The sequence below is a fragment of the Stenotrophomonas sp. YJH_SMC_131 genome (assembly GCF_059367975.1).
In genome coordinates this window covers 121626-141407 of sequence record NZ_JCAFRJ010000011.1, presented here as the reverse complement: position 1 = coordinate 141407, position 19782 = coordinate 121626, and the positions used below count along the sequence as shown (strand labels likewise).

Annotated in this window: 18 protein-coding genes; 7 read left to right on the top strand and 11 right to left on the bottom strand. The window is 66.8% G+C overall.

Annotated features, from left to right (window positions below):
- Positions 1 to 13 precede the first annotated feature (13 nt).
- Both AC5P56_RS19515 and AC5P56_RS19510 read left to right on the top strand, forming a co-directional pair.
- Positions 14 to 970 carry a hypothetical protein gene (locus AC5P56_RS19515; RefSeq protein ID WP_111206922.1) on the top strand — a complete coding sequence of 319 codons (957 nt, stop codon included), beginning with the start codon at positions 14 to 16 and terminating at the stop codon, positions 968 to 970.
- Positions 967 to 1674, top strand: coding sequence for a hypothetical protein (locus AC5P56_RS19510; protein ID WP_197604545.1), 708 nt, complete (start codon positions 967 to 969; stop codon positions 1672 to 1674). The genes AC5P56_RS19515 and AC5P56_RS19510 overlap by 4 nt, the downstream gene beginning before the upstream one ends.
- A gap of 59 nt (positions 1675 to 1733) precedes the next feature.
- Here AC5P56_RS19510 and AC5P56_RS19505 read toward each other — a convergent pair whose 3' ends face one another.
- The 7 genes from AC5P56_RS19505 to murJ form a co-directional block, all read right to left on the bottom strand.
- A complete protein-coding gene (locus tag AC5P56_RS19505) occupies positions 1734 to 2423 on the bottom strand; it encodes a lysoplasmalogenase (protein WP_180835885.1) in 690 nt (229 codons plus the stop codon).
- Positions 2420 to 4303, bottom strand: a complete 1884-nt coding sequence (locus tag AC5P56_RS19500) for a M61 family metallopeptidase (protein ID WP_495231867.1) — start codon at positions 4301 to 4303, stop codon at positions 2420 to 2422. The genes AC5P56_RS19505 and AC5P56_RS19500 overlap by 4 nt, the downstream gene beginning before the upstream one ends.
- 198 nt (positions 4304 to 4501) lie before the next feature.
- The gene (ispH, locus tag AC5P56_RS19495) at positions 4502 to 5452 is read right to left on the bottom strand and encodes a 4-hydroxy-3-methylbut-2-enyl diphosphate reductase (RefSeq protein ID WP_005408565.1); all 951 of its coding nucleotides are present in this window, start codon (positions 5450 to 5452) and stop codon (positions 4502 to 4504) included.
- A 27-nt stretch (positions 5453 to 5479) separates the two neighbouring features.
- Positions 5480 to 6004, bottom strand: a complete 525-nt coding sequence (gene lspA, locus AC5P56_RS19490) for a signal peptidase II (protein WP_032956391.1) — start codon at positions 6002 to 6004, stop codon at positions 5480 to 5482.
- On the bottom strand, positions 6004 to 8835 hold the full coding sequence (gene ileS / locus AC5P56_RS19485; protein WP_100449617.1) for an isoleucine--tRNA ligase: 2832 nt from the start codon (positions 8833 to 8835) through the stop codon (positions 6004 to 6006). The genes lspA and ileS overlap by 1 nt, the downstream gene beginning before the upstream one ends.
- Positions 8832 to 9779 (bottom strand): bifunctional riboflavin kinase/FAD synthetase, encoded by a 948-nt coding sequence (locus AC5P56_RS19480; protein WP_014646375.1) that lies wholly within the window; start codon positions 9777 to 9779, stop codon positions 8832 to 8834. Before AC5P56_RS19480 ends, ileS begins: the two co-directional genes overlap by 4 nt.
- A 75-nt stretch (positions 9780 to 9854) precedes the next feature.
- A complete protein-coding gene (gene murJ / locus AC5P56_RS19475; protein ID WP_126412567.1) occupies positions 9855 to 11459 on the bottom strand; it encodes a murein biosynthesis integral membrane protein MurJ in 1605 nt (534 codons plus the stop codon).
- A 117-nt stretch (positions 11460 to 11576) separates the two neighbouring features.
- Between murJ and rpsT the strand changes: the two genes are divergently transcribed.
- Entirely contained in the window at positions 11577 to 11846 is a 270-nt protein-coding gene (rpsT, locus tag AC5P56_RS19470) for a 30S ribosomal protein S20 (protein ID WP_005408560.1), read from the top strand.
- Positions 11847 to 12012: 166 nt separating this feature from the next.
- Here the strand turns inward: rpsT and cgtA are convergent, their stop codons facing one another.
- The 3 genes from cgtA to rplU form a co-directional block, all read right to left on the bottom strand.
- Positions 12013 to 13065 carry an Obg family GTPase CgtA gene (cgtA, locus tag AC5P56_RS19465; protein WP_014646373.1) on the bottom strand — a complete coding sequence of 351 codons (1053 nt, stop codon included), beginning with the start codon at positions 13063 to 13065 and terminating at the stop codon, positions 12013 to 12015.
- Between the two features lie 193 nt (positions 13066 to 13258).
- Complete coding sequence (gene rpmA / locus AC5P56_RS19460; RefSeq protein ID WP_005408558.1) at positions 13259 to 13522, bottom strand: 50S ribosomal protein L27; 264 nt, start codon at positions 13520 to 13522, stop codon at positions 13259 to 13261.
- Between the two features lie 18 nt (positions 13523 to 13540).
- The gene (gene rplU, locus AC5P56_RS19455) at positions 13541 to 13849 is read right to left on the bottom strand and encodes a 50S ribosomal protein L21 (RefSeq protein WP_495231866.1); all 309 of its coding nucleotides are present in this window, start codon (positions 13847 to 13849) and stop codon (positions 13541 to 13543) included.
- Positions 13850 to 14169: 320 nt separating this feature from the next.
- Here rplU and uvrA point away from each other — a divergent pair, with 320 nt between their 5' ends.
- The 3 genes from uvrA (at position 14170) to AC5P56_RS19440 (ending at position 18393) form a co-directional block, all read left to right on the top strand.
- Positions 14170 to 17163 (top strand): excinuclease ABC subunit UvrA, encoded by a 2994-nt coding sequence (uvrA, locus tag AC5P56_RS19450; RefSeq protein ID WP_049441204.1) that lies wholly within the window; start codon positions 14170 to 14172, stop codon positions 17161 to 17163.
- On the top strand, positions 17163 to 17570 hold the full coding sequence (locus AC5P56_RS19445; RefSeq protein ID WP_032956469.1) for an acyl-CoA thioesterase: 408 nt from the start codon (positions 17163 to 17165) through the stop codon (positions 17568 to 17570). The genes uvrA and AC5P56_RS19445 overlap by 1 nt, the downstream gene beginning before the upstream one ends.
- Positions 17571 to 17667: 97 nt before the next feature.
- Positions 17668 to 18393, top strand: a complete 726-nt coding sequence (locus tag AC5P56_RS19440) for a hypothetical protein (RefSeq protein ID WP_014646370.1) — start codon at positions 17668 to 17670, stop codon at positions 18391 to 18393.
- A gap of 72 nt (positions 18394 to 18465) precedes the next feature.
- On the opposite strand, the gene AC5P56_RS19435 is transcribed toward AC5P56_RS19440, so the two are convergent.
- Positions 18466 to 18912 carry a copper chaperone PCu(A)C gene (locus AC5P56_RS19435; RefSeq protein WP_041863160.1) on the bottom strand — a complete coding sequence of 149 codons (447 nt, stop codon included), beginning with the start codon at positions 18910 to 18912 and terminating at the stop codon, positions 18466 to 18468.
- Positions 18913 to 18946: 34 nt separating this feature from the next.
- Between AC5P56_RS19435 and AC5P56_RS19430 the strand changes: the two genes are divergently transcribed.
- Complete coding sequence (locus AC5P56_RS19430; RefSeq protein WP_014646368.1) at positions 18947 to 19723, top strand: enoyl-CoA hydratase/isomerase family protein; 777 nt, start codon at positions 18947 to 18949, stop codon at positions 19721 to 19723.
- Positions 19724 to 19782: the final 59 nt, after the last annotated feature.

The following is a 19782-nucleotide window of genomic DNA, read 5'->3' as shown; positions in this document are numbered from 1 at the left end:
TCCCCACCACCCCATGAAGGCCTATCTCTGGTTCTGGGGCGCGTTCCTGCTGTTCTTCGCGTTGCCCTTCCCCTGCATCCTCTATGTCGGCACGTCGTGGCCGGTGCAACTGGCCGACCGCAGCGCGCCATGGCTGGCCCTGCTGCTGCTCGCGCTGTCGGTGATCCTGTGGCTGGCCCTGCTGCTCGCCTTCCTGCACTACCTGCTGCTGGGCCCGCCGCGCGCGCTGCATCGGGTGCGCACCATCCTGGCCGGCGGTGAGCCGCGCGACGCGTTGATCGAACAGGCCGAGCCGACCGGCGTGCACGTGCGCGGCTTCGCGCAGTGGAAGCTGCAACTGGGCTTCCAGAACCTGTCCGGCACGCCCATCAACGAACAGATGCTGGTGGTGGACAGCAAGCCGCAGCTGCAGCGTTTCGTGGCCGGCAAGCGTATCGAGGTACGCCTGAGCCGGATGCCGGGCGCGTTCCCCAACGTGGTGCTGGAGGGTGCCCAGCCTGAATTGGATGTCGCCAGCCTCTGGCGCCGTGGTGTCGGCGCAGCGATCGGCATCGTGGCGGTGGCCAGTGCCTATGTGGCCGCCTATCGGCTGCAGAGTGAGGGACTGGGCTGGACCTTCCTGTCGCTCGGTCATCCGCTGCTGGTGTGCCCGCTGGTGTTGTGCGGCTACGCGCTGGGCCTGCGCCTGCTCGGCCGGCTGCTGCAGGCCGACGCCCGCGGTGACGCGCTGAAGTATCGCGGCATCGGCGTGGATGCGAAGGTGCTGAAGCTGCGCCAGACCGGCACCTATCTCAACGAGCAGCCGCAGGTGGAGTTCCAGCTGGAATACATCGACCGCGAAGGTGGCGTGCAGCAGGTGAGCGTGCGCCGCTTCATCCCGTTGATCGAGCTGGCCAATCTTCCGCGCGAGCGGGTCACGCTGTTGTACGACCCGGAAGATCGCCGCAACGTTCGCCTGGAGGGTGTATGAAGCAGCCGCCCTCGACCCGGCTGGTGTTCTCCGTGGTGTTGCTGGTGCTGGCCGGCGTCGCCGTGGCAGGCGGAGCCCTGCAGACGCTGGGCGAAACACTGGGCCATTCGGTGCAGGCCGACAGCGCAAGCGCGCCGATCGCCATGCCGCCAGCGCGCGAGAGGCCCGCTTCGCTCGCGCCGATGACCGAGCCGCGGTTGCCGCCGGTGCCCGAACGCAACAACCGGTTGCTCGATGCGGACTACCTGCTGGCCGCCCGCCAGGCACTGGAACAGATGCCTGCGCTGGCCGGGCACCGGCTGACGGTATTCCACAGCATCCACTTCTACGACGATGGCCGGATCAATCTGGACCTGGTGGATCCGCAGCAGCCGTCACGCGTGGACAGCTACCACTTCGAACGCGGCCAGTGGCGCAAGGGCGACCCGGTCAATCCGCAGCGCTTCGCGCCCACCATCACCCTGCGCCGCAGCAGCACGGCGCTGGCCAACATCGATTTCGAGGCGGTGCCGCGCGTGGCCCAGGCACTGCAGGCACAGCGCAACGCATTGATGGGCACTCCCGGTGAAGTCGGCCACGTCTATGTGATCGTGCGCAAGGGTGGCACTCTGGTCTGGCTGCCGGACGAAGTCGCCGGTGATCGCCAGTCCGCACGCCTCTCTTTCGACGCACAAGGCCGTTCCGGCAACGCGACCCTCCGATAGTCAACGCGAAAAGGGGACGGAGGGGATTAAGTCGTTTGTGCCTTGGTGCCGTCTGCGACTTAATCCCCTCCGTCCCCTTTTTGCTGTTTCACGGAGCGGGCGATGGCGTACTGCGCGCCGTAGTACGTGGACAGCACCAGCAGGCTGGCCAGTGGCAGGCCGCCGGCGAAGCGGTCCCAGGCCAGCAGCGAGTCGCTGGCGACGAACAGCAGCGCACCGGCGGCCGCCCAGCGGGAGCTGCTGGCATCCATTGCATCGGTGTGCGGTCGCCGCCACTGGCGTGCGAGCGCCAGGACCGCCATCGAGGCCAGCACCACCACGTATGCCAGCACCGGAATGCGCATCGGTGCGGGCAGGTGCGGCCACAGACCAAGTACATTCAGTACAGCGAACGCGCCGAGCAGGACGCTGGCGGCAAGCAGGCCACGTCCGGCACGCAGGCCATCGCGGAAGGCGACGATGTAGCAGAGGTGCGCCAGCAGGAACGCGACCAGCCCCGGCACGAACGCATCCACCGGCAACATCAGCGCGATATCCCCCACGCACGACAGCAGCATGCCAGCCAGCACCGCGCGTCGGTAGAACGGCTGCGCTGGATCATGCACGCGCCAGGCGATGGCAGCGATCAGCAGCGTGGTGGTCGGCTTGGCCAGCCAATGCAGCCAGCGCCCGTCGCCGTGCAGGAACGCACCGAGGATGGCGAGGATCGCCATCAACAGGATCACGCCATCGCGGGCGCGCGGTTTCATCGTGCCTTCCACAGGTCCGCAAGGCGGTCAGGCTTGCCGGCGATACGCTCCAGCACCGGGTACTGCAGGCCACCGTGGTAGGCGATGTTCATCGTTTCGATGCGGTCGAACTGCTTCACCAGCAGCACGATCGGCGCCTTGTCCTTCGCCGCCGCAGCTACCGCATCCTTCAAGCGCTGGCTGCTGTACTCGCGCCCGCCAACGGCAATCACCTTCATGCCCGGCGCCAGGCCGGCATTGAACGCCGGGCTGTCCCAGATCACGTCGCCGACCACACCGCTGTCGAGCACGGTCGCACCCAGCGAGTACGCCAGCAGCGCCGCCTTGGCGCGTTTTTCCTGTGCCTTGTAGGCGTCGTTCGGCGTATCGCGGTAGACCAGCTTCCAGCCCGCCAGTTCCAGGCCGCCGGTCAACGAACCGTGGCCGTCCAGGCGCCCGCGCAGGAACGTCGCCCAGTCATACGGCGCTATGCCGTTCAAGGTCGCGACCACGTCGTTGAAGGTGTACGGGTTGACGTCCCAGTCGCCGTTGCCCACGCCGAAGAACGCACGTGCGAAGTCATCCAGACTACGCCGGTTGCCGCTCAGTTCGCGCAGCTTGCCCTCCACTTCCAGCCACAGCATCTGGCCGCCGGAGTAGTAGTCCTCGCTCATCTGATAGTTGCGGTAAGGCAGCGTGCGGCGCTGCGCGATGGTCGGGTCATTGGTGGTGTCCTGCAGCGGCCGCCAGGCCAGGCCCGGGCGACCACGGTCATAGGTCGCGGCCACGTTGGCCAGCATGTCGCGCGCCTGCGCGGTCGACCACAGCCCTGAACGCGCCGCCAGCACCTGGCCCCAGAACTGGGTCTGGCCTTCGTAGACCCACAGCAGGCTGTCGCCCATCGGCGTGTTGAAGTTGGCGGTGGCGAGATCCGCGCCGCGACGGTACTTGCCGTTCCAGGAATGGGTGTACTCGTGCGGCAGCAGATCGCGCATCCACGCGTTGTTGTCCCACTCGGTGAAGTAGCCCGGGTCGGCGCTGTTCTCACTGGAACGGTGATGCTCCAGGCCGATGCCGCCGAGGCGGTCCGTCAATGCCAGCAGGAACTCATAGTGGTTGTAGTGCCGCGCGCCGTAGAGCTTGTCAGCCTGCTGCACCAGCGCGCGGTGCATCGTGATCTGCGCCTCGCTCGGCTTCAGCGATTTGGCGTCGTCGGCAAACACGTTGAGGTGCACCGGCACCTTCGCGCCCGGATCGAGATCGATGCGCTGGTAGTGCTCGCCGGCAAACAAGGGCGAATCGACCAGATGGTCATAGGAGATCGGCTTGAACACCACGGTGTCACCGTCGCGGCGCGCGGTCTCCAATGCAGTGGCGAACGACCAGCCCTTGGGCAGGGTAACGCTGGCCTGCGCCTGCAGCTGGCGCGCGTCGATGCCGGCCGGATACAGCGAGTTGGCGTTCCACTGCAGGTTGAGCATTTCCGGGGTCATCACCACCCGGCCCTGGCTGCCGCCCTGCGAGGACAGGAAATCGAAGTGGGCGACGATCTCGCTCACGCCCTCCGGCACGTCCACCTTGAACGCATAGACGTTGTACTGGTCACGCTGCCAGGCCAGCGGCTTGCCGTTGGCGGTCACGCGCAGGCCGGCCAGCTTGTCGATCGGGCCGGTGGGCGAATGGTTGCCGGGAATCCACTGCGGGTACAGCAGGGTCATCGGGCCGGGCTTGGCCGGCACGGTGGCGGTCACCTTGAAGATGCGCCGGGCCAGATCGCGCGCGTCCACATCGATGCGCAGCAGTCCTGGGGCTGCCGCGTTGGCCGGTGGCGAGGTCTGCGCAAGTGCAGGCGTGGCCGCCAGCGCGAACAGCAACGACATTGCCAGGGCTCGGGTCTTCATCAGGCAGTTTCCAACAACGGGGAATCCTCCGATGCTAGGCCTGTGCCATGGCCGGCCCCATGGCCAAAGGTCATGGGCGGTGCGCCCACCCGGCCATGCCAAAGGCGTGCGAACCAAGGTTCGCACCCACCAGATCAGTTTCGGTTCGCACCCACACCGGGTAGTGGCGGGCCGTACCCTGCAGACGTCCTTCCGCGCTCAGTCGACCAGGCGCAGGCGCAGTTCCTTCGGCAGCGCGAACACCATCGATTCCGGTTCGCCGTCCAGCTCGCCCACGCCGGTGGCGCCCAGCTCGGCCAGGCGCGCCAGCACGCCATCGACCAGCACCTGCGGCGCCGAGGCGCCGGCGGTCACGCCGATGTGCTGCTTGCCTGCCACCCATGCCGGGTCGATCTCGTGCGCACCATCGATCAGATACGACTCCACGCCTTCGCGGCGGGCCAGCTCGCTCAGACGGTTGGAGTTGGAGCTGTTCGGCGAACCGACCACCAGCACCAGGTCGCAGCGCTTGGCCAGGTCGCGCACAGCATCCTGGCGGTTCTGCGTGGCGTAGCAGATGTCGTCGTTCTTCGGGCCCTGCATCGCAGGGAACCGCTCGCGCAGCGCATCGATGATGCCGCGCGTGTCATCCACCGACAGCGTGGTCTGGGTGGTGTAGGCGAAGTTTTCCGGCTGGTTGATCTGCAGCGTCGCGACCTGCTCGACATCCTCGACCAGGTAGATCTGCCCGGTCCCGGCTTCGCGGTTCCACTGGCCCATGGTGCCCTCCACTTCCGGGTGACCGGCGTGGCCGATCAGCACCACGTCACGGCCGGCACGGCAGTGGCGCGCGACCTCGAAGTGGACCTTGGTCACCAGCGGGCAGGTGGCGTCGAACACCTTCAGGCCACGGCGCTCGGCTTCCTGGCGCACGGCCTGGGACACGCCATGCGCGCTGAAGATCACGGTGTTGTTGTCCGGAACCTCGTCGAGCTCTTCGACGAAGATCGCGCCGCGCTGCTTCAGGTCGTCGACCACGAAGCGGTTGTGCACCACTTCATGGCGGACATAGATGGGCGCGCCCAGCGTTTCGATCGCGCGCTTGACGATCTCGATCGCACGATCGACACCGGCACAGAAACCACGCGGGTTGGCGAGCAGCACATCCATCAGTTCAGTCTCCCGGCGGCAGCCGGCTTACGGTTTCGGGTTGGCATTATCCGCCTTTTTGGCGGACTTGCCGTCAAACAGGCCAAACAGCGCGATGCCGACGGCACCCACCACGATGGCCGAGTCGGCGATGTTGAACGAGGGCCAGGTGTAGCTGCCCACGTACCACTGGATGAAGTCGACCACGTGGCCGTGCACCTGGCGGTCGATCACGTTGCCGATGGCGCCACCGATGATCAGCGCATACGGCACCGCGGCCTTCCAGTTGCCGCGGGCGGTGCCGCGCAGCCACCACGCCATCAGCCCGCTGATGGCGATCGCCAGCGCGGTGAAGAAGTACTTCTGCCAGCCACCGGCGTCGCTCAGGAAACTGAATGCCGCGCCGGTGTTGTAGGTGCGGTACCAGTTCCAGAAGCCGTCGATGACCACCACCGGCTGGAACTCCGGCAGGCTGGACAGCACCCAGGCCTTGGACCACTGGTCCAGGCCGATGATGGCCACCGACAGCAGCAGCCAGACCAGGGCGTTCGGATGCGGACGGGGCGCGGCCATCAGAACCAGCTCCGCACTTCGCCGGCGCCGGTCACGTTGCTCACGCAACGGCCGCACAGCTCGGGATGGTCGGCGTTGCTGCCGACGTCGGCGCGGTGGTGCCAGCAGCGCACGCACTTGGCCTTGGTGGTCGGCTGGGCGCTGACGAACACCTCGTCGGTGGTCGCCGGGCGCACCTGCACGTCGCCACTGATGAACAGGAAACGCAGTTCATCGGCCAGCGGCTGCCAGCGCGCGGCCTGTTCTTCGCTGGCGGCGATGGTGATCTCCGCTTCCAGCGCCGCACCGATCGCACCGTTGGCGCGCATCGGCTCGAGCACCTTGGCCACCTGCTCGCGCACGGCCAGCAGCTGGTCGAAGTCGGCGGCATTGAGCTGGGCATCGGCCGGCAACGGCGCCAGGCCGTCATACCAGGTGGTGAACAGCACGTGGCCGGCGCGTTCGCCCGGCAGGTAGCCCCACAGCTCGTCGGCGGTGAAGGTCAGGATCGGCGCCACCCAGCGGGTGAATGCTTCGGCGATGTGGTACATCGCGCTCTGGGCCGAACGGCGACCGTGCGAATCGGTCGGCATGGTGTACAGCCGGTCCTTGGTCACGTCCAGGTACAGCGAGCCCAGGTCCACGCTGCAGAAGTTCAGCAGCAGCTGCACGATCTCGGCCATGTTGTAGCCGTCGTAGGCCGCCTTGATCTTCTCCTGCAGCTCCCACGCGCGATGCACGATCCAGCGGTCCAGCGCGACCATCTGCTCGAGCGGCTGCAGGTGCTGCGCCGGGTCGAAACCGTCCAGGTTGCCGAGCAGGAAGCGTGCGGTGTTGCGCAGGCGACGGTAGGCGTCGGCGTTGCGCTTGAGGATCTCCTGCGACAGCGACATCTCGTTGCTGTAGTCGGCCGAGGCGATCCACAGGCGCAGGATGTCCGCGCCCAGCTTGTTCATGATGTCCTGCGGCTCGATGCCATTGCCCAGCGACTTGGACATCTTGCGGCCGTGCTCGTCCACGGTGAAGCCGTGGGTCAGGCACTGCTTGTACGGGGCGCGCTTGTCGATCGCCACGCCGGTCAGCAGCGAGGACTGGAACCAGCCGCGGTGCTGGTCGGACCCTTCCAGGTACAGGTCGGCCGGCTTGCCGAAGCCACGCGCGGCGAGCACGCCTTCATGGGTCACGCCCGAATCGAACCAGACGTCGAGGATGTCGGTGACCTTCTCGTAGTCGGCCGCGTCGGCACCGAGCAGTTCGGCGGCGTCCAGCGAATACCACACGTCGATGCCCTCGGCTTCGACGCGGTCGGCGACCTGCTGCATCAGCTCCACCGAACGCGGATGGATCTCGCCGGTCTGGCGGTGGGTGAACAGTGCGATCGGCACGCCCCAGGTGCGCTGGCGCGAGATGGTCCAGTCCGGGCGACCGTCGACCATGCTCTGGATGCGCGCCTTGCCCCAGGTCGGGAACCAGCCGACGGTGTCGATGGCGGCCAGCGCATCGTTGCGCAGGTTGGCCTTGTCCATCGAGATGAACCACTGCGGGGTGGCGCGGAACACCACCGGCGTCTTGTGGCGCCAGCAGTGCGGGTAGCTGTGGCGGATCGGATGGAACGCCAGCAGCGAACCGTTGTCGCGCAGCACGCCGACGATGGCCTCCTGCGCCTTCCACAGGTGCTGGCCAGCCAGCACCACGTCACCGGCCGGCGGGGTCGATTCCAGGTACACGCCGCGGCCGTCGATCGGAGTGACCTGGCCAGCGTTGTACTTGTCCAGCAGGCCGTACTTCTGGCTGACCACGAAGTCTTCCTGGCCGTGGCCGGGGGCGGTGTGCACCGCACCGGTACCGTCCTCGTCGGAGACGTGGTCGCCATTGAGCACCAGGATCTCGCGCTCCGGGTAGAACGGATGCGCCAGCAGCTGGTTTTCCAGCGCAGCGCCGGTGGTTTCACCATGCAGCACCACTTCGTCCACGCCATAGCGCTGCAGCGCGCGCTCGGCCAGGGCCGCGGCCAGCACCAGCCAGCGGCGCTTGCCGTTGTGGGCCGGGCCTTCGGCCAGCACATAGTTGATCTCCGCGCCCAGCGACACCGCCAGCGAGGCCGGCAGCGTCCACGGCGTGGTGGTCCAGATCGGTACGGCCACTTCGACGTCGACCGGCACGCTCACGCCGAACGCCTGGCCGATGGCCTGCGCATCGCGTGCAGCGTAGGCGACGTCGATCGCCGGCGATTCCTTTTCCTGGTACTCGATCTCGGCCTCGGCCAGCGCCGAGCCACAGTCGAAGCACCAGTACACCGGCTTGGCGCCGCGGACCAGGTGGCCGTTGGCCACGACCTTGGCCAGCGCGCGGATCTCGTTGGCTTCGAAATCGAAGCTCAGGGTCTTGTACGGGTTGTCCCAGTCACCGGTCACGCCCAGGCGCTTGAAGTCCACGCGCTGGATGTTGATCTGCTCTTCGGCGAACTCGCGGCACTTCTGGCGGAATTCGACGGCGTCAAGCTTGGTGCCGACCTTGCCCCACTTCTTCTCGACCGCGATCTCGATCGGCAGGCCATGGCAGTCCCAGCCCGGCACGTAGGGCGCATCGAAGCCGGCCAGGTAGCGCGACTTGACGATGATGTCCTTCAGGATCTTGTTGACCGCGTGGCCCAGGTGGATGCGGCCGTTGGCGTATGGCGGGCCGTCATGCAGCACGAACAGCGGGCGGCCGGCGGCGTTGTCGCGCAGCTGCTGGTAGAGCCCCTGCTCTTCCCACCGCGCCAGAATGCCCGGCTCGCGCTTGGGCAGGTCGCCGCGCATCGGGAATTCGGTGGCTGGCAGGTTCAGGGTGGTCTTGTAGTCCTGGCTCACGCAGTGGCTCGCAATCTATGTTCGGAAAGGATGGCGCGCGCCTGTTCGGCGTCGCGGTGCATCTGGTCGGTCAGCGCCGCCAGATCATTGAATTTCTCTTCGTCGCGCAGCTTGGCGACGAACTCCACGTCGATGTGGCGGCCGTACAGGTCGCCCTGGAAATCGAACAGGTGGGCTTCCAGCAGCGGCTCCACGCCCTCCACCGTCGGCCGCGTACCGAAGCTGGACACCGAAGGCCAGGGCTGGTCGAACACGCCGTGCACCCAGGTCGCGTAGATGCCCGACAGTGCCGGGGTCTTCGGGAAGCGCAGGTTGGCGGTGGGGAAGCCCAGCGTACGGCCGAGCTGGCGCCCGCGCACCACCCGCCCGCTGATCGCGTAGGGGCGGCCGAGCAGGTCGTTGGCGCGGGCGAAATCGCCCTCCTGCAGCAGCTGGCGGATGCGGGTGCTGGAGATGCGCTCGCCATGCAGGTCCACCGCTTCGATCTCGCCCGCGGTGAAGCCGAGTTCGGCGCCCATCTCCTGCAGCAGTGCCAGATCACCGCGGCGGCGGTTGCCGAAGCAGAACTCGGGCCCGATCCACACTTCGCGGGCGCCCAGCCGGTGCACCAGCAACCGGCGCACGAAGGTCTCGGCCGGCATCGCCGCCATCGCCGCGTCGAAACGCAGCAGGCCGATCGCATCGACGCCGAGCTCGCGCAGGATCTCGACCTTGCTGCGCGCCAGGGTCAGCCGCGGCGGCGGCGTGCCCTGGGCGAAGAATTCACGCGGCAGCGGCTCGAATGCCACGGCCACTGCGGCCACGCCCAAGGCGCGCGCGCGGGCAACCGCGTGGCGGACCAGCGCACGATGGCCCAGGTGGAGGCCGTCGAATGCACCGATACAGACCACGCTTCCGTTGGGGAACAGCTCCCCGCCCTCGACGCTTCTGAACAGCCTGCTCATCAACTCTCGTTCCGGCCCGACCGGGGCCGCCGCTTCAATGGTGTAACCCTGAAGTATAGCCGCCACGGACCGCGATCAATGCCCGCGCAGGTCGCGCGGGCGGAAGCCCATCGCCAGCATGGCCACCGCGTAGGTCGCGCCGCCGCCGCCGACCAGCAGCATCAGGCCACCGATACGGTGCCATTTGTCCATGCCGGTGAAGTCGGGAACCCAGTGCAGCAGGGCCAGCAGCACGCCGACCATGGCCACGCAGGCCACCCCCAGCCGCACCAGATAGCCGCCCCAGCCCGGCCGCCGCTGGTAGACATCGGTCTTGCCCAGCCAGTACCAGAGCAGGCCCAGGTTCAGGTAACTGGACAGCGCACTGGCGATGCCCAGTGCCAGGTGCAGGCCCGGCTGCTTGCCGATGGCCGCCATCACGCCCTGTGCCTTCAGCTCGTCCGGCACCATCACCTGGTACAGCACGGCCAGCAGGGCGAAGTTGAACACCATGTTGGCCACCAGCGCGGCAACACCGGCGCGCACCGGGGTCTTGGTGTCCTGGCGGGCGTAGAAGGCCGGCAACACCACCTTGAGCAGGGCGAACGCCGGCAGGCCGAAGCTCAGGCCGTACACCGACAGGGCGGTCATGCGGGTATCGAACGCGGTGAACTGGCGGTACTGGAACAGGGTAGCGATCAGCGGCTCGGCCAGCAGCACCAGGCCCAGCATCGCCGGCACCGAGATCAGCAGGGTCATGCGCAGGCCCCAGTCCAGCGAGCGCGAGAAGCCCTCGCGGTCGGTGCTGACGTGGTGGCGGGCCAGCGCCGGCAGGATCACCGTGCCCAGGGCCACGCCGAACACGCCCAGCGGCAGCTCCAGGAAGCGGTCAGCCAGCGACAGCCAGGACTGCGAGCCGTCGGTCAGCTTGGCGGCGATGAGGGTATCCAGCAGCAGGTTGATCTGCGCCACCGACGAACCGAACAGCGTCGGCACCATCAGCGTCAGCACCTTGCGCACCCCCGGATGGTTCCAGCCCCAGCGCGGCAGGGTCAGCAGGTTGATGCCCTTCAGCGAGGGCAGCTGGAACAGCAGCTGCAGGAGACCGGCCGCCAGCACCGCCCAGCCCAGCGCCAGGATCTGCTTCTCCGGGGTGCCGCCCAGCCGCGGCGCCAGCCACAGCGCACCGGCGATCATGCACAGGTTGAGGATGACCGGGGTCAGCGCCGGCATCGCGAAGCGCTGGAAGCTGTTCAGCGCACCGCCGGCCAGCGCGGTCAGCGACACGAACAGCAGGAACGGGAAGGTCAGGCGGAACAGGTCGACCAGCAGGGTCTGCTTGACCGGGTCGGTATCAGCACCACTTGAGAATGCCACCGCCAGCTGCGGCGCGAAGATCAGCGCCAGGGCGGTGACCAGCATCAGCACCCCGCCCAGGGTGCCGGCGGTCCGGGACATCAGCTCACGCAGTTCGGCGTGGCTGCGGGTCTCCTTCACCTCGGTGAACACCGGCACGAAGGCGGTGGAGAAGGACCCCTCCGCGAACAACCGGCGCAGGAAATTGGGTATCCTGAAGGCAACCCAGAACGCATCGGTAACCGCATTGGTGCCGAACGTGGTAGTGATCACCTGATCCCGGACAAGTCCGAGAACCCGCGAGACCATGGTCATGCTGCTGAACGACAGCAGGCCCCGCAACATCTTCGGTGAACTCACTCAGCGTCCCTCTTGACAATCGACTTGACGTGCATTTCTCGGGCCATCATACTAGCTAGCTTGCTGTTCCCATAACACCGATTTTTTCAGGAAACCACCACCGTGGCCAATATCAAGTCCGCCAAGAAGCGCGCCAAGCAGACCGTCGTGCGCAACGCGCGCAACGTGGCTCAGCGCTCGATGCTGCGCACCGCTGTCAAGAAAGTGATCAAGGCGCTGGACGCCAACGATGCCGCCGGCGCCGAAGCCGCCTTCGCCGTTGCCCAGCCGATCCTGGATCGCTTCAGCGCGCGTGGCCTGATCCACAAGAACAAGGCTGCTCGCCACAAGAGCCGCCTGAACGACCGCATCAAGGCCCTCAAGGCCGCCTGATCCGGCGTTGCCACCCTGCCCTTCGGGGTTGGGCAGCAGACAAAAGCCCGGCCCCGGCCGGGTTTTTTGTTGCCTGCGGTTCACCGGGATTGCCGGCCAGCGGCCGGCACTACCAAATGAAAAACCCGGCCGAAGCCGGGTTTTCCGCATGGAACCACAACGGCATTCACTGCGCGTTGCGGGCTTCCAGCTCGTCTTCCTTCTGGCGATCGAAGAAGGCCATGATCCGGCTCATGATCGGGAAGGTACCTTCGCGGCCCAGCGCGGAAACCAGGAACCACGGCTCCTTCCAGCCCAGCTCGGCGACGATCTGCTCCGCCGCGGCCTGCGCCTCGTCTTCGAACATCAGGTCAGCCTTGTTCAGCACCAGCCAGCGCGGCTTGTTCAGCAGCTCCGGATCGTGCTTCTCCAGCTCGCGTTCAATCGCACGCACCTGCTCCACCGGCGAAATGCCCTCCACGCCGCCTTCCATCGGCGAGATGTCCACCAGGTGCAGCAGCAGGCGGGTGCGCTGCAGGTGGCGCAGGAACTGCGCACCCAGGCCGGCGCCGTCCGCAGCGCCTTCGATCAGGCCCGGAATGTCGGCGATCACGAAGCTACGGTGGTTCTCCACCTTCACCACGCCCAGGTTCGGGTACAGCGTGGTGAACGGGTAATCGGCCACCTTCGGCGTTGCCGCCGAAACGGCACGGATCAGGGTGCTCTTGCCGGCGTTGGGGAAGCCCAGCAGGCCGACATCGGCCAGCAGCTTCAGCTCCAGCTTCAGCGTGCGCTCTTCGCCCGGCTCGCCTGGCAGCGCCTGGCGCGGCGAGCGGTTGGTCGAGCTCTTGAAGTGCATGTTGCCCAGGCCACCGCGACCGCCCTTGGCCACCAGCAGGCGGTCGCCGTGCTGGGTCAGGTCGCCGATGACTTCATCGGTGGCAACGTTGATGACCACGGTGCCGACCGGCACGGTGATGGTCAGGTCTTCGCCGCCCTTGCCATAGGCCTGGCGGCCCATGCCGTTCTCGCCGCGCTGCGCCTTGAAGATACGCTCATGGCGGAAGTCGACCAGGGTGTTCAGGTTTTCGTCGGCGCGGATGTACACGCTGCCGCCCGCACCGCCGTCGCCGCCGTCCGGGCCGCCGAGCGGAATGAACTTCTCGCGACGGAAGCCAATGCAGCCGTTGCCGCCGTTGCCGGCGAACACTTCGATTTCTGCTTCGTCTACCAGTTTCATTGTTTCGATGCCTGCGATGGGCGCGACCTGGTGGCCGCCACCTTGAATGTCATGCCGGCCGCGGGCCGGCAACCCGGCCCAGCCGGTCTTGCTTCAACTCTAACGAAAAGCCCCGCCGAAGCGGGGCTCTCCATGCAGCGTGCTCTTCATCCAGCACGGCCATGCCGCGGCACGGGTGCCGGCGATGCCTGGATCAGGCGTCGGCCGAGACGATGCTGACGGTGCGACGCTTCTTGGCGCCCTTGACCGAGAACTCCACCTTGCCGTCCACGAGGGCGAACAGGGTGTGGTCACGACCCAGGCCAACGCCGGTGCCCGGGTGGAACTGGGTGCCGCGCTGACGCACGATGATGTTGCCGGCTTCGATGGCCTGGCCGCCGAAGATCTTGACGCCCAGGTACTTCGGGTTGGAGTCGCGACCGTTGCGCGAGGAGCCTACGCCCTTTTTATGTGCCATGACTGCTTCTCCTGATGCTTAGCCGGCGATGCCGGTGATCTCGATTTCGGTGTAGTACTGACGGTGACCCTGACGCTTCATGTGGTGCTTGCGGCGACGGAACTTGATGATCCGGACCTTGTCAGCACGACCCTGGGACAGGACCCTGGCGGTGACGGCAGCGCCCTTCAGCGCATCGCCCAGCTTCACGCCGTCGCTGTCACCCAGCATCAGGATGTTGTCAAACTTGATCTCGCTGCCGACTTCGACTTCGAGCTTTTCAATGCGGAGCTTTTCGCCCTGCGCCACGCGGTATTGCTTACCGCCGGTGACCAGTACTGCGTACATGACCAGGCCTTCCTCTGTAGTTATTGTGGTCTGAGCTGCCGCCATCGAGGGCGGACAGGAGCGGAATTGTACGCAGATCAGCGGGCGCGGGTCAAGTCAACCCCCGAACGCCGCGGGGGGGGACGGCTCCGGAACGGGGTCAGATCCCTTTTCACCCCGTGAAAAGGGATCTGACCCCTGCCTGACGGCCTGTCTCACCAGATGAGACATCGGGCTGGCATTGTCGCCCATTGCCCCCATCTGGTCACCTCGGTAGGCTGACCGATTGCCGTTCCCTGCTGGCCCGGCACCCAGCCAACGCCCCCACAACCGGATCCCCCATGGCGATGGATTTCATCCGCATCCGCGGCGCGCGGACGCACAACCTGAAGAACCTCGACCTCGACCTGCCCCGCGACAAGCTGATCGTGATCACCGGCCTGTCCGGCTCGGGCAAGTCCTCGCTGGCGTTCGACACCATCTATGCAGAAGGCCAGCGCCGCTATGTCGAGTCGCTGTCGGCCTATGCGCGCCAGTTCCTGAGCGTGATGGAAAAGCCGGACCTGGACCACATCGAGGGCCTGTCCCCGGCGATCTCGATCGAGCAGAAGTCGACCTCGCACAACCCGCGTTCGACGGTCGGCACGATCACCGAGATCTACGACTACCTGCGCCTGCTGTACGCCCGCGTCGGCACCCCGCGCTGCCCGGACCACGGCTATCCGCTGGAGGCGCAGACGGTCAGCCAGATGGTCGACCAGGTGCTGACCCTGGACCCGGAACAGCGCTACATGCTGCTGGCCCCGGTCATCCGCGACCGCAAGGGCGAGCATGCCCAGGTGTTCGACCAGCTGCGCGCGCAGGGTTTCGTGCGCGTGCGCGTGGACGGCGAGCTGCATGAAATCGATGCGGTGCCGCCGCTGGCGCTGCGCCAGAAGCACACCATCGAGGCGGTGATCGACCGCTTCCGCCCGCGCGAGGACATCAAGCAGCGTCTGGCCGAGAGCTTCGAAACCGCGCTGAAGCTGGGCGACGGCATGGCGTCGGTGCAGAGCCTGGACAGTGCCGACGCTTCGCCGACGCTGTTCTCCTCCAAGTACTCCTGTCCGGTCTGCGATTACTCGCTGCCGGAGCTGGAACCGCGCCTGTTCTCGTTCAACGCACCGATGGGCGCGTGCCCCGGCTGCGACGGCCTGGGCATGGCCGAATTCTTCGATCCTTCGCGCGTGGTGGTGCATCCCGAGCTGTCGCTGGCCGCCGGCGCGGTGCGCGGCTGGGACCGCCGCAACGCCTATTACTTCCAGCTGATCGCCTCGCTGGCCAAGCACTACCGGTTCGACGTCGACGCGGCATGGAACTCGCTGCCGCAGAACGTGCAGCAGGCCGTGCTGTACGGCAGCGGCGATGAGGCGATCACCTTCACCTACTTCACCGAAGCCGGTGGCCGCACCCAGCGCAAGCACCGCTTCGAGGGCATCATTCCCAACCTCGAGCGCCGCTACAAGGAAACCGAATCGCCGGCGGTGCGCGAAGAGCTGTCCAAGTACATCAGCGAACAGCCGTGCCCGGAATGCCATGGCGCGCGCCTGAACAAGGCGGCACGCAACGTGTTCGTGGCCGACCGCCCGCTGCCGGAGCTGGTGGTGCTGCCGATCGACGAGGCGCTGAAGTTCTTCAGCGAACTGAGCCTGCCGGGCTGGCGTGGCGAGATCGCCGCGAAGATCGTCAAGGAAATCGGTGAGCGCCTCGGCTTCCTGGTCGATGTGGGCCTGGATTACCTGACCCTGGAACGCAAGGCCGACACCCTGTCCGGTGGCGAGGCACAGCGCATCCGCCTGGCCAGCCAGATCGGCGCCGGCCTGGTCGGCGTGATGTACGTGCTCGACGAGCCGTCGATCGGCCTGCACCAGCGCGACAACGAGCGCCTGCTCGGCACCCTCACCCGCCTGCGCGACCTCGGCAACACGGTGATCGTGGTCGAGCATGACGAGGATGCGATCCGCCTGGCCGACTACGTGCTGGACATCGGCCCGGGCGCGGGCGTGCATGGCGGCGAGATCGTCGGCCAGGGCACCCTGCAGGACATCCTGGAGGCACCGCGCTCGCTGACCGGCCAGTACCTGTCGGGCAAGCGCGCGATCGAGATCCCCGCGCGCCGGCACAAGCCGAACCCGAAGATGACCCTGCACCTGCGCGGGGCCAGCGGCAACAACCTCAAGGGCGTGGACCTGGCGATTCCGTCGGGCCTGCTGACCTGCGTGACCGGTGTGTCCGGCTCCGGCAAGTCCACCCTGATCAACGACACCCTGTTCTCGCTGGCCGCCAACGAGATCAACGGTTCCTCGCACCCGATCGCCCCGTACAAGGAGATCGATGGCCTGGACCTGTTCGACAAGGTGGTGGACATCGACCAGTCGCCGATCGGCCGCACCCCGCGTTCGAACCCGGCCACCTACACCGGCCTGTTCACCCCCCTGCGCGAACTGTTCGCACAGGTGCCCGAAGCGCGTGCGCGTGGCTATTCGCCGGGCCGTTTCAGCTTCAACGTGCGCGGTGGCCGCTGCGAAGCCTGCCAGGGCGACGGCCTGATCAAGGTGGAGATGCACTTCCTGCCGGACGTGTACGTGCCCTGCGACGTCTGCCATGGCAAGCGCTACAACCGCGAGACGCTCGAGATCCTGTACAAGGGCTTCAACATCAACGACGTGCTGGAAATGACCGTCGAGGATGCACTGAAGCTGTTCGAACCGGTGCCGTCGATCGCACGCAAGCTGGAAACCCTGGTCGACGTCGGCTTGAGCTACATCAAACTGGGCCAGAGCGCGACCACGCTGTCCGGTGGTGAAGCACAGCGCGTGAAGCTGTCCAAGGAACTGTCGCGCCGCGATACCGGCCGCACCCTGTACATCCTCGACGAACCGACCACCGGCCTGCACTTCCACGACATCGAAGCGCTGCTGGGCGTGCTGCACAAGCTGCGCGACGAAGGCAACACGGTGGTGGTGATCGAGCACAACCTGGACGTGATCAAGACCGCCGACTGGATCGTCGACCTGGGTCCGGAAGGCGGCCACCGCGGTGGCACCATCCTGGTCACCGGCACGCCGGAAGACGTGGCGGCCTGTCCGCAGTCGTATACCGGCCAGTTCCTGGCGCGCATGCTGCCGTCCACCAGCGCGCGCCCGGAACAGCCGGCCGCCGTGGCCAACAAGCCCGACGCCCGCCCGCCACGCAAGGTGAAGCCTGAGAAGCCGGCCAAGGTTGCCAAGAAGGCCGCGGCCGCCAAGAGCACCGGCAAGGCCAGCAAGAGCACATCGAAGAAGAAGGACGCCTGATGAGCAGCGAACACAAGATCCTGGCCCGCATCCCGATCAGCGTGCGCTGGCGTGACATGGACAGCATGGGCCACGTCAACAACGCCAAGTACATTTCCTACCTGGAAGAAGCGCGCGTGCGCTGGATGCTGGGCGTGGACGGCGTATCGATGACCGACCGCATCGCACCGGTGGTGGCCGCGACCAACGTCAATTACCGGCTGCCGATCGTGTGGCCCAACGACATACTGGTCGAGCTGTTCGTCGAGCGCCTGGGCAACAGCAGCGTGACCATCGGCCACCGCATCGTCGACCAGCAGGACGCGTCGAAGCTGTATTCCGACGGCAACGTGGTGGTGGTGTGGATGGATACGCAGACCGGCAAGAGCGCGCCGCTGCCGGAGGCGATCCGCAGCGCCTCCACCTGACGCGCCCTGGTAGGTGCCGACCTTGGTCGGCACGCTTTGGCAGCAATGAGGTTGCCGGCCAGCGGCCGGCACTACCGATCCCATTCAATGGACTGACATGATCCACCAGACTGAACTGCGCGACCTGCTGCCCGGCATGGTCCCCTTCCCCACCGACGTCTTTCCCGCCGACCAGGCCTGGCTCGGCCAGCACCTGCTGCCGCTGCTGAAGATTGACCTGGGCGTGCTGCGGCCGGAACTGGCCGGCCAGGTGGCGACGATGCTGTGCCCGATCGAGCCGTACGACGGCTGCATCGGCGAGACCACCGAAGAACACCACAACGATTTCACCGGCACCAACTGGATCGCCTTCGAACTGACCGCCGGCAACGAGATGCGCTTCCTCGGCAATGAGGGCTATTTCATCGGCGAGGCGGTGCAGGACAAGGATGCGCAGGAGCACATCGCGCAGATGCGCGACAGCTACGCCAAGGCCCGCGATTACCATGCCGCGCACGGCCGTCTCGCCTGCTACTCGCGCTACGGCAAGGGTGAGGCCAGCGAACGCGACTACCTGGATACGCTGGGCGGACCGATAGGCTTCGGCAACTGGACCGAGACCGCGGAGATTCCCGCGGCCTTCGAACTGGGCTTCACCGACGCTGCCGATGACCCAAACGCTGCGGACGATGCCGAAACGGTGATCATCACCCGCAACGGCAACAAGTTCTTCGCCGTGGCCGGCGTAGCCGGCTACAACTGGTGCGCCACCGGCGCCGATGCGATCGTGATGCTGTACGAGCCGGAAAGCCGCACCGTGCTGTTCTCGTACGACTGGTCGTAAGGCCCTGTGGTAGTGCCGGCCGCTGGCCGGCATTGCCCGTGCTGCCGGCCAGCGGCCGGCACGACCATCCCGCTACGGCGCAGCCTTGCGTACGGCCAGCGTCGCACTTGCTTCGCCGCCGCCTTCCAGCTGCAGCCGTAGCGGCACCGCCTGCCCCTCCTTCAGCGCGCCCTTGCCCTGCATCAGCATCAGGTGCAGGCCACCGGGCTTGAGCTCGGCACGTGCACCCGGCGCCAGCGGCAGGCGCTCGATCGCGCGCATCCGGCTGACCCCATCCGTGATCGTGGTTTCGTGCAGCGACACATCATTGAAGCTGCTGCTGGTCGCGCCGGTGATCACCACCGCCTTGCCGCAGCCGTTGTGGATGACGCCGTAGCCAGCGGTCATCGGCATTGCCGGATTCGGTGGCAACCGCGCCCAGCCCTGATCCACCGTGACGCAGCCCGATTCCGCCGCCGAGGCCGATGCTGCGGCCGCACACAGAAGCCACAGTACGCCAACGAATGGTTTGGTTATCATCGCCCAGGTTCCTTCTTCGCAACGAGACCGCAGCATGACGACGCTCATCGAGGTGATCAACCATGGCCCCATCCGCGAACTGCGCCTGGCGCGGCCGCCGGTCAACGCACTGGACACCGACCTGTGCCGGCAGTTGATCCATGCCATCGAGCTGGCCATGGCCGAAGACGCGCACGGCATCGTGCTGTCGGGCAGCGAGCGCATCTTCACCGGCGGCATGGACGTGCCGCACCTGCTCTCGCATGGCGATGACAAGCACAAGCTGCTGGACACCTGGAACGCCTTCTTTGGCGCCGTACGCACGCTGGCCGAGAGCCGCATCCCGGTGGTCGCGGCGATCACCGGCCACGCCCCGGCGGGCGGCTGCGTGCTGGCCCTGTGCTGCGACTACCGGGTGATGGCCCGCAGCGCCGATCCGTCGCGGCCATATGCCATCGGCCTGAACGAGGTGCAGGTGGGCCTGATCGCGCCGGAGGGCATCCAGCGACTGCTGCGCCGTGCGGTGGGCGTGCACCGCGCCGGCGTGCTGCTGACCACCGGTTCGCTGGTACCGGCCGAACAGGCGGTGCAGATCGGCCTGGTGGATGAGCTGGCAGAGGGGGACCTGGTGGTGGCACGCGCGATTGCCTGGCTGCAGGACCTGCTCAGGCAGCCGCGCCAGCCGATGCTGCTGACCCGCGCCATCGCCCGCGCCGACCTGCACGTGGCGCTGCAGCCGGACCTGATCCAGCTCGACCGCTTCGTCGAGGCCTGGTTCGCCCCGGACGCACAGAACGCCCTGCAGGCGCTGGTCGCACGGCTGGGCAAATAGCGGTTGCCCCGCCCGGGGTCAGATCCCTTTCGCCGGGCGAAAGGGATCTGACCCCTGAC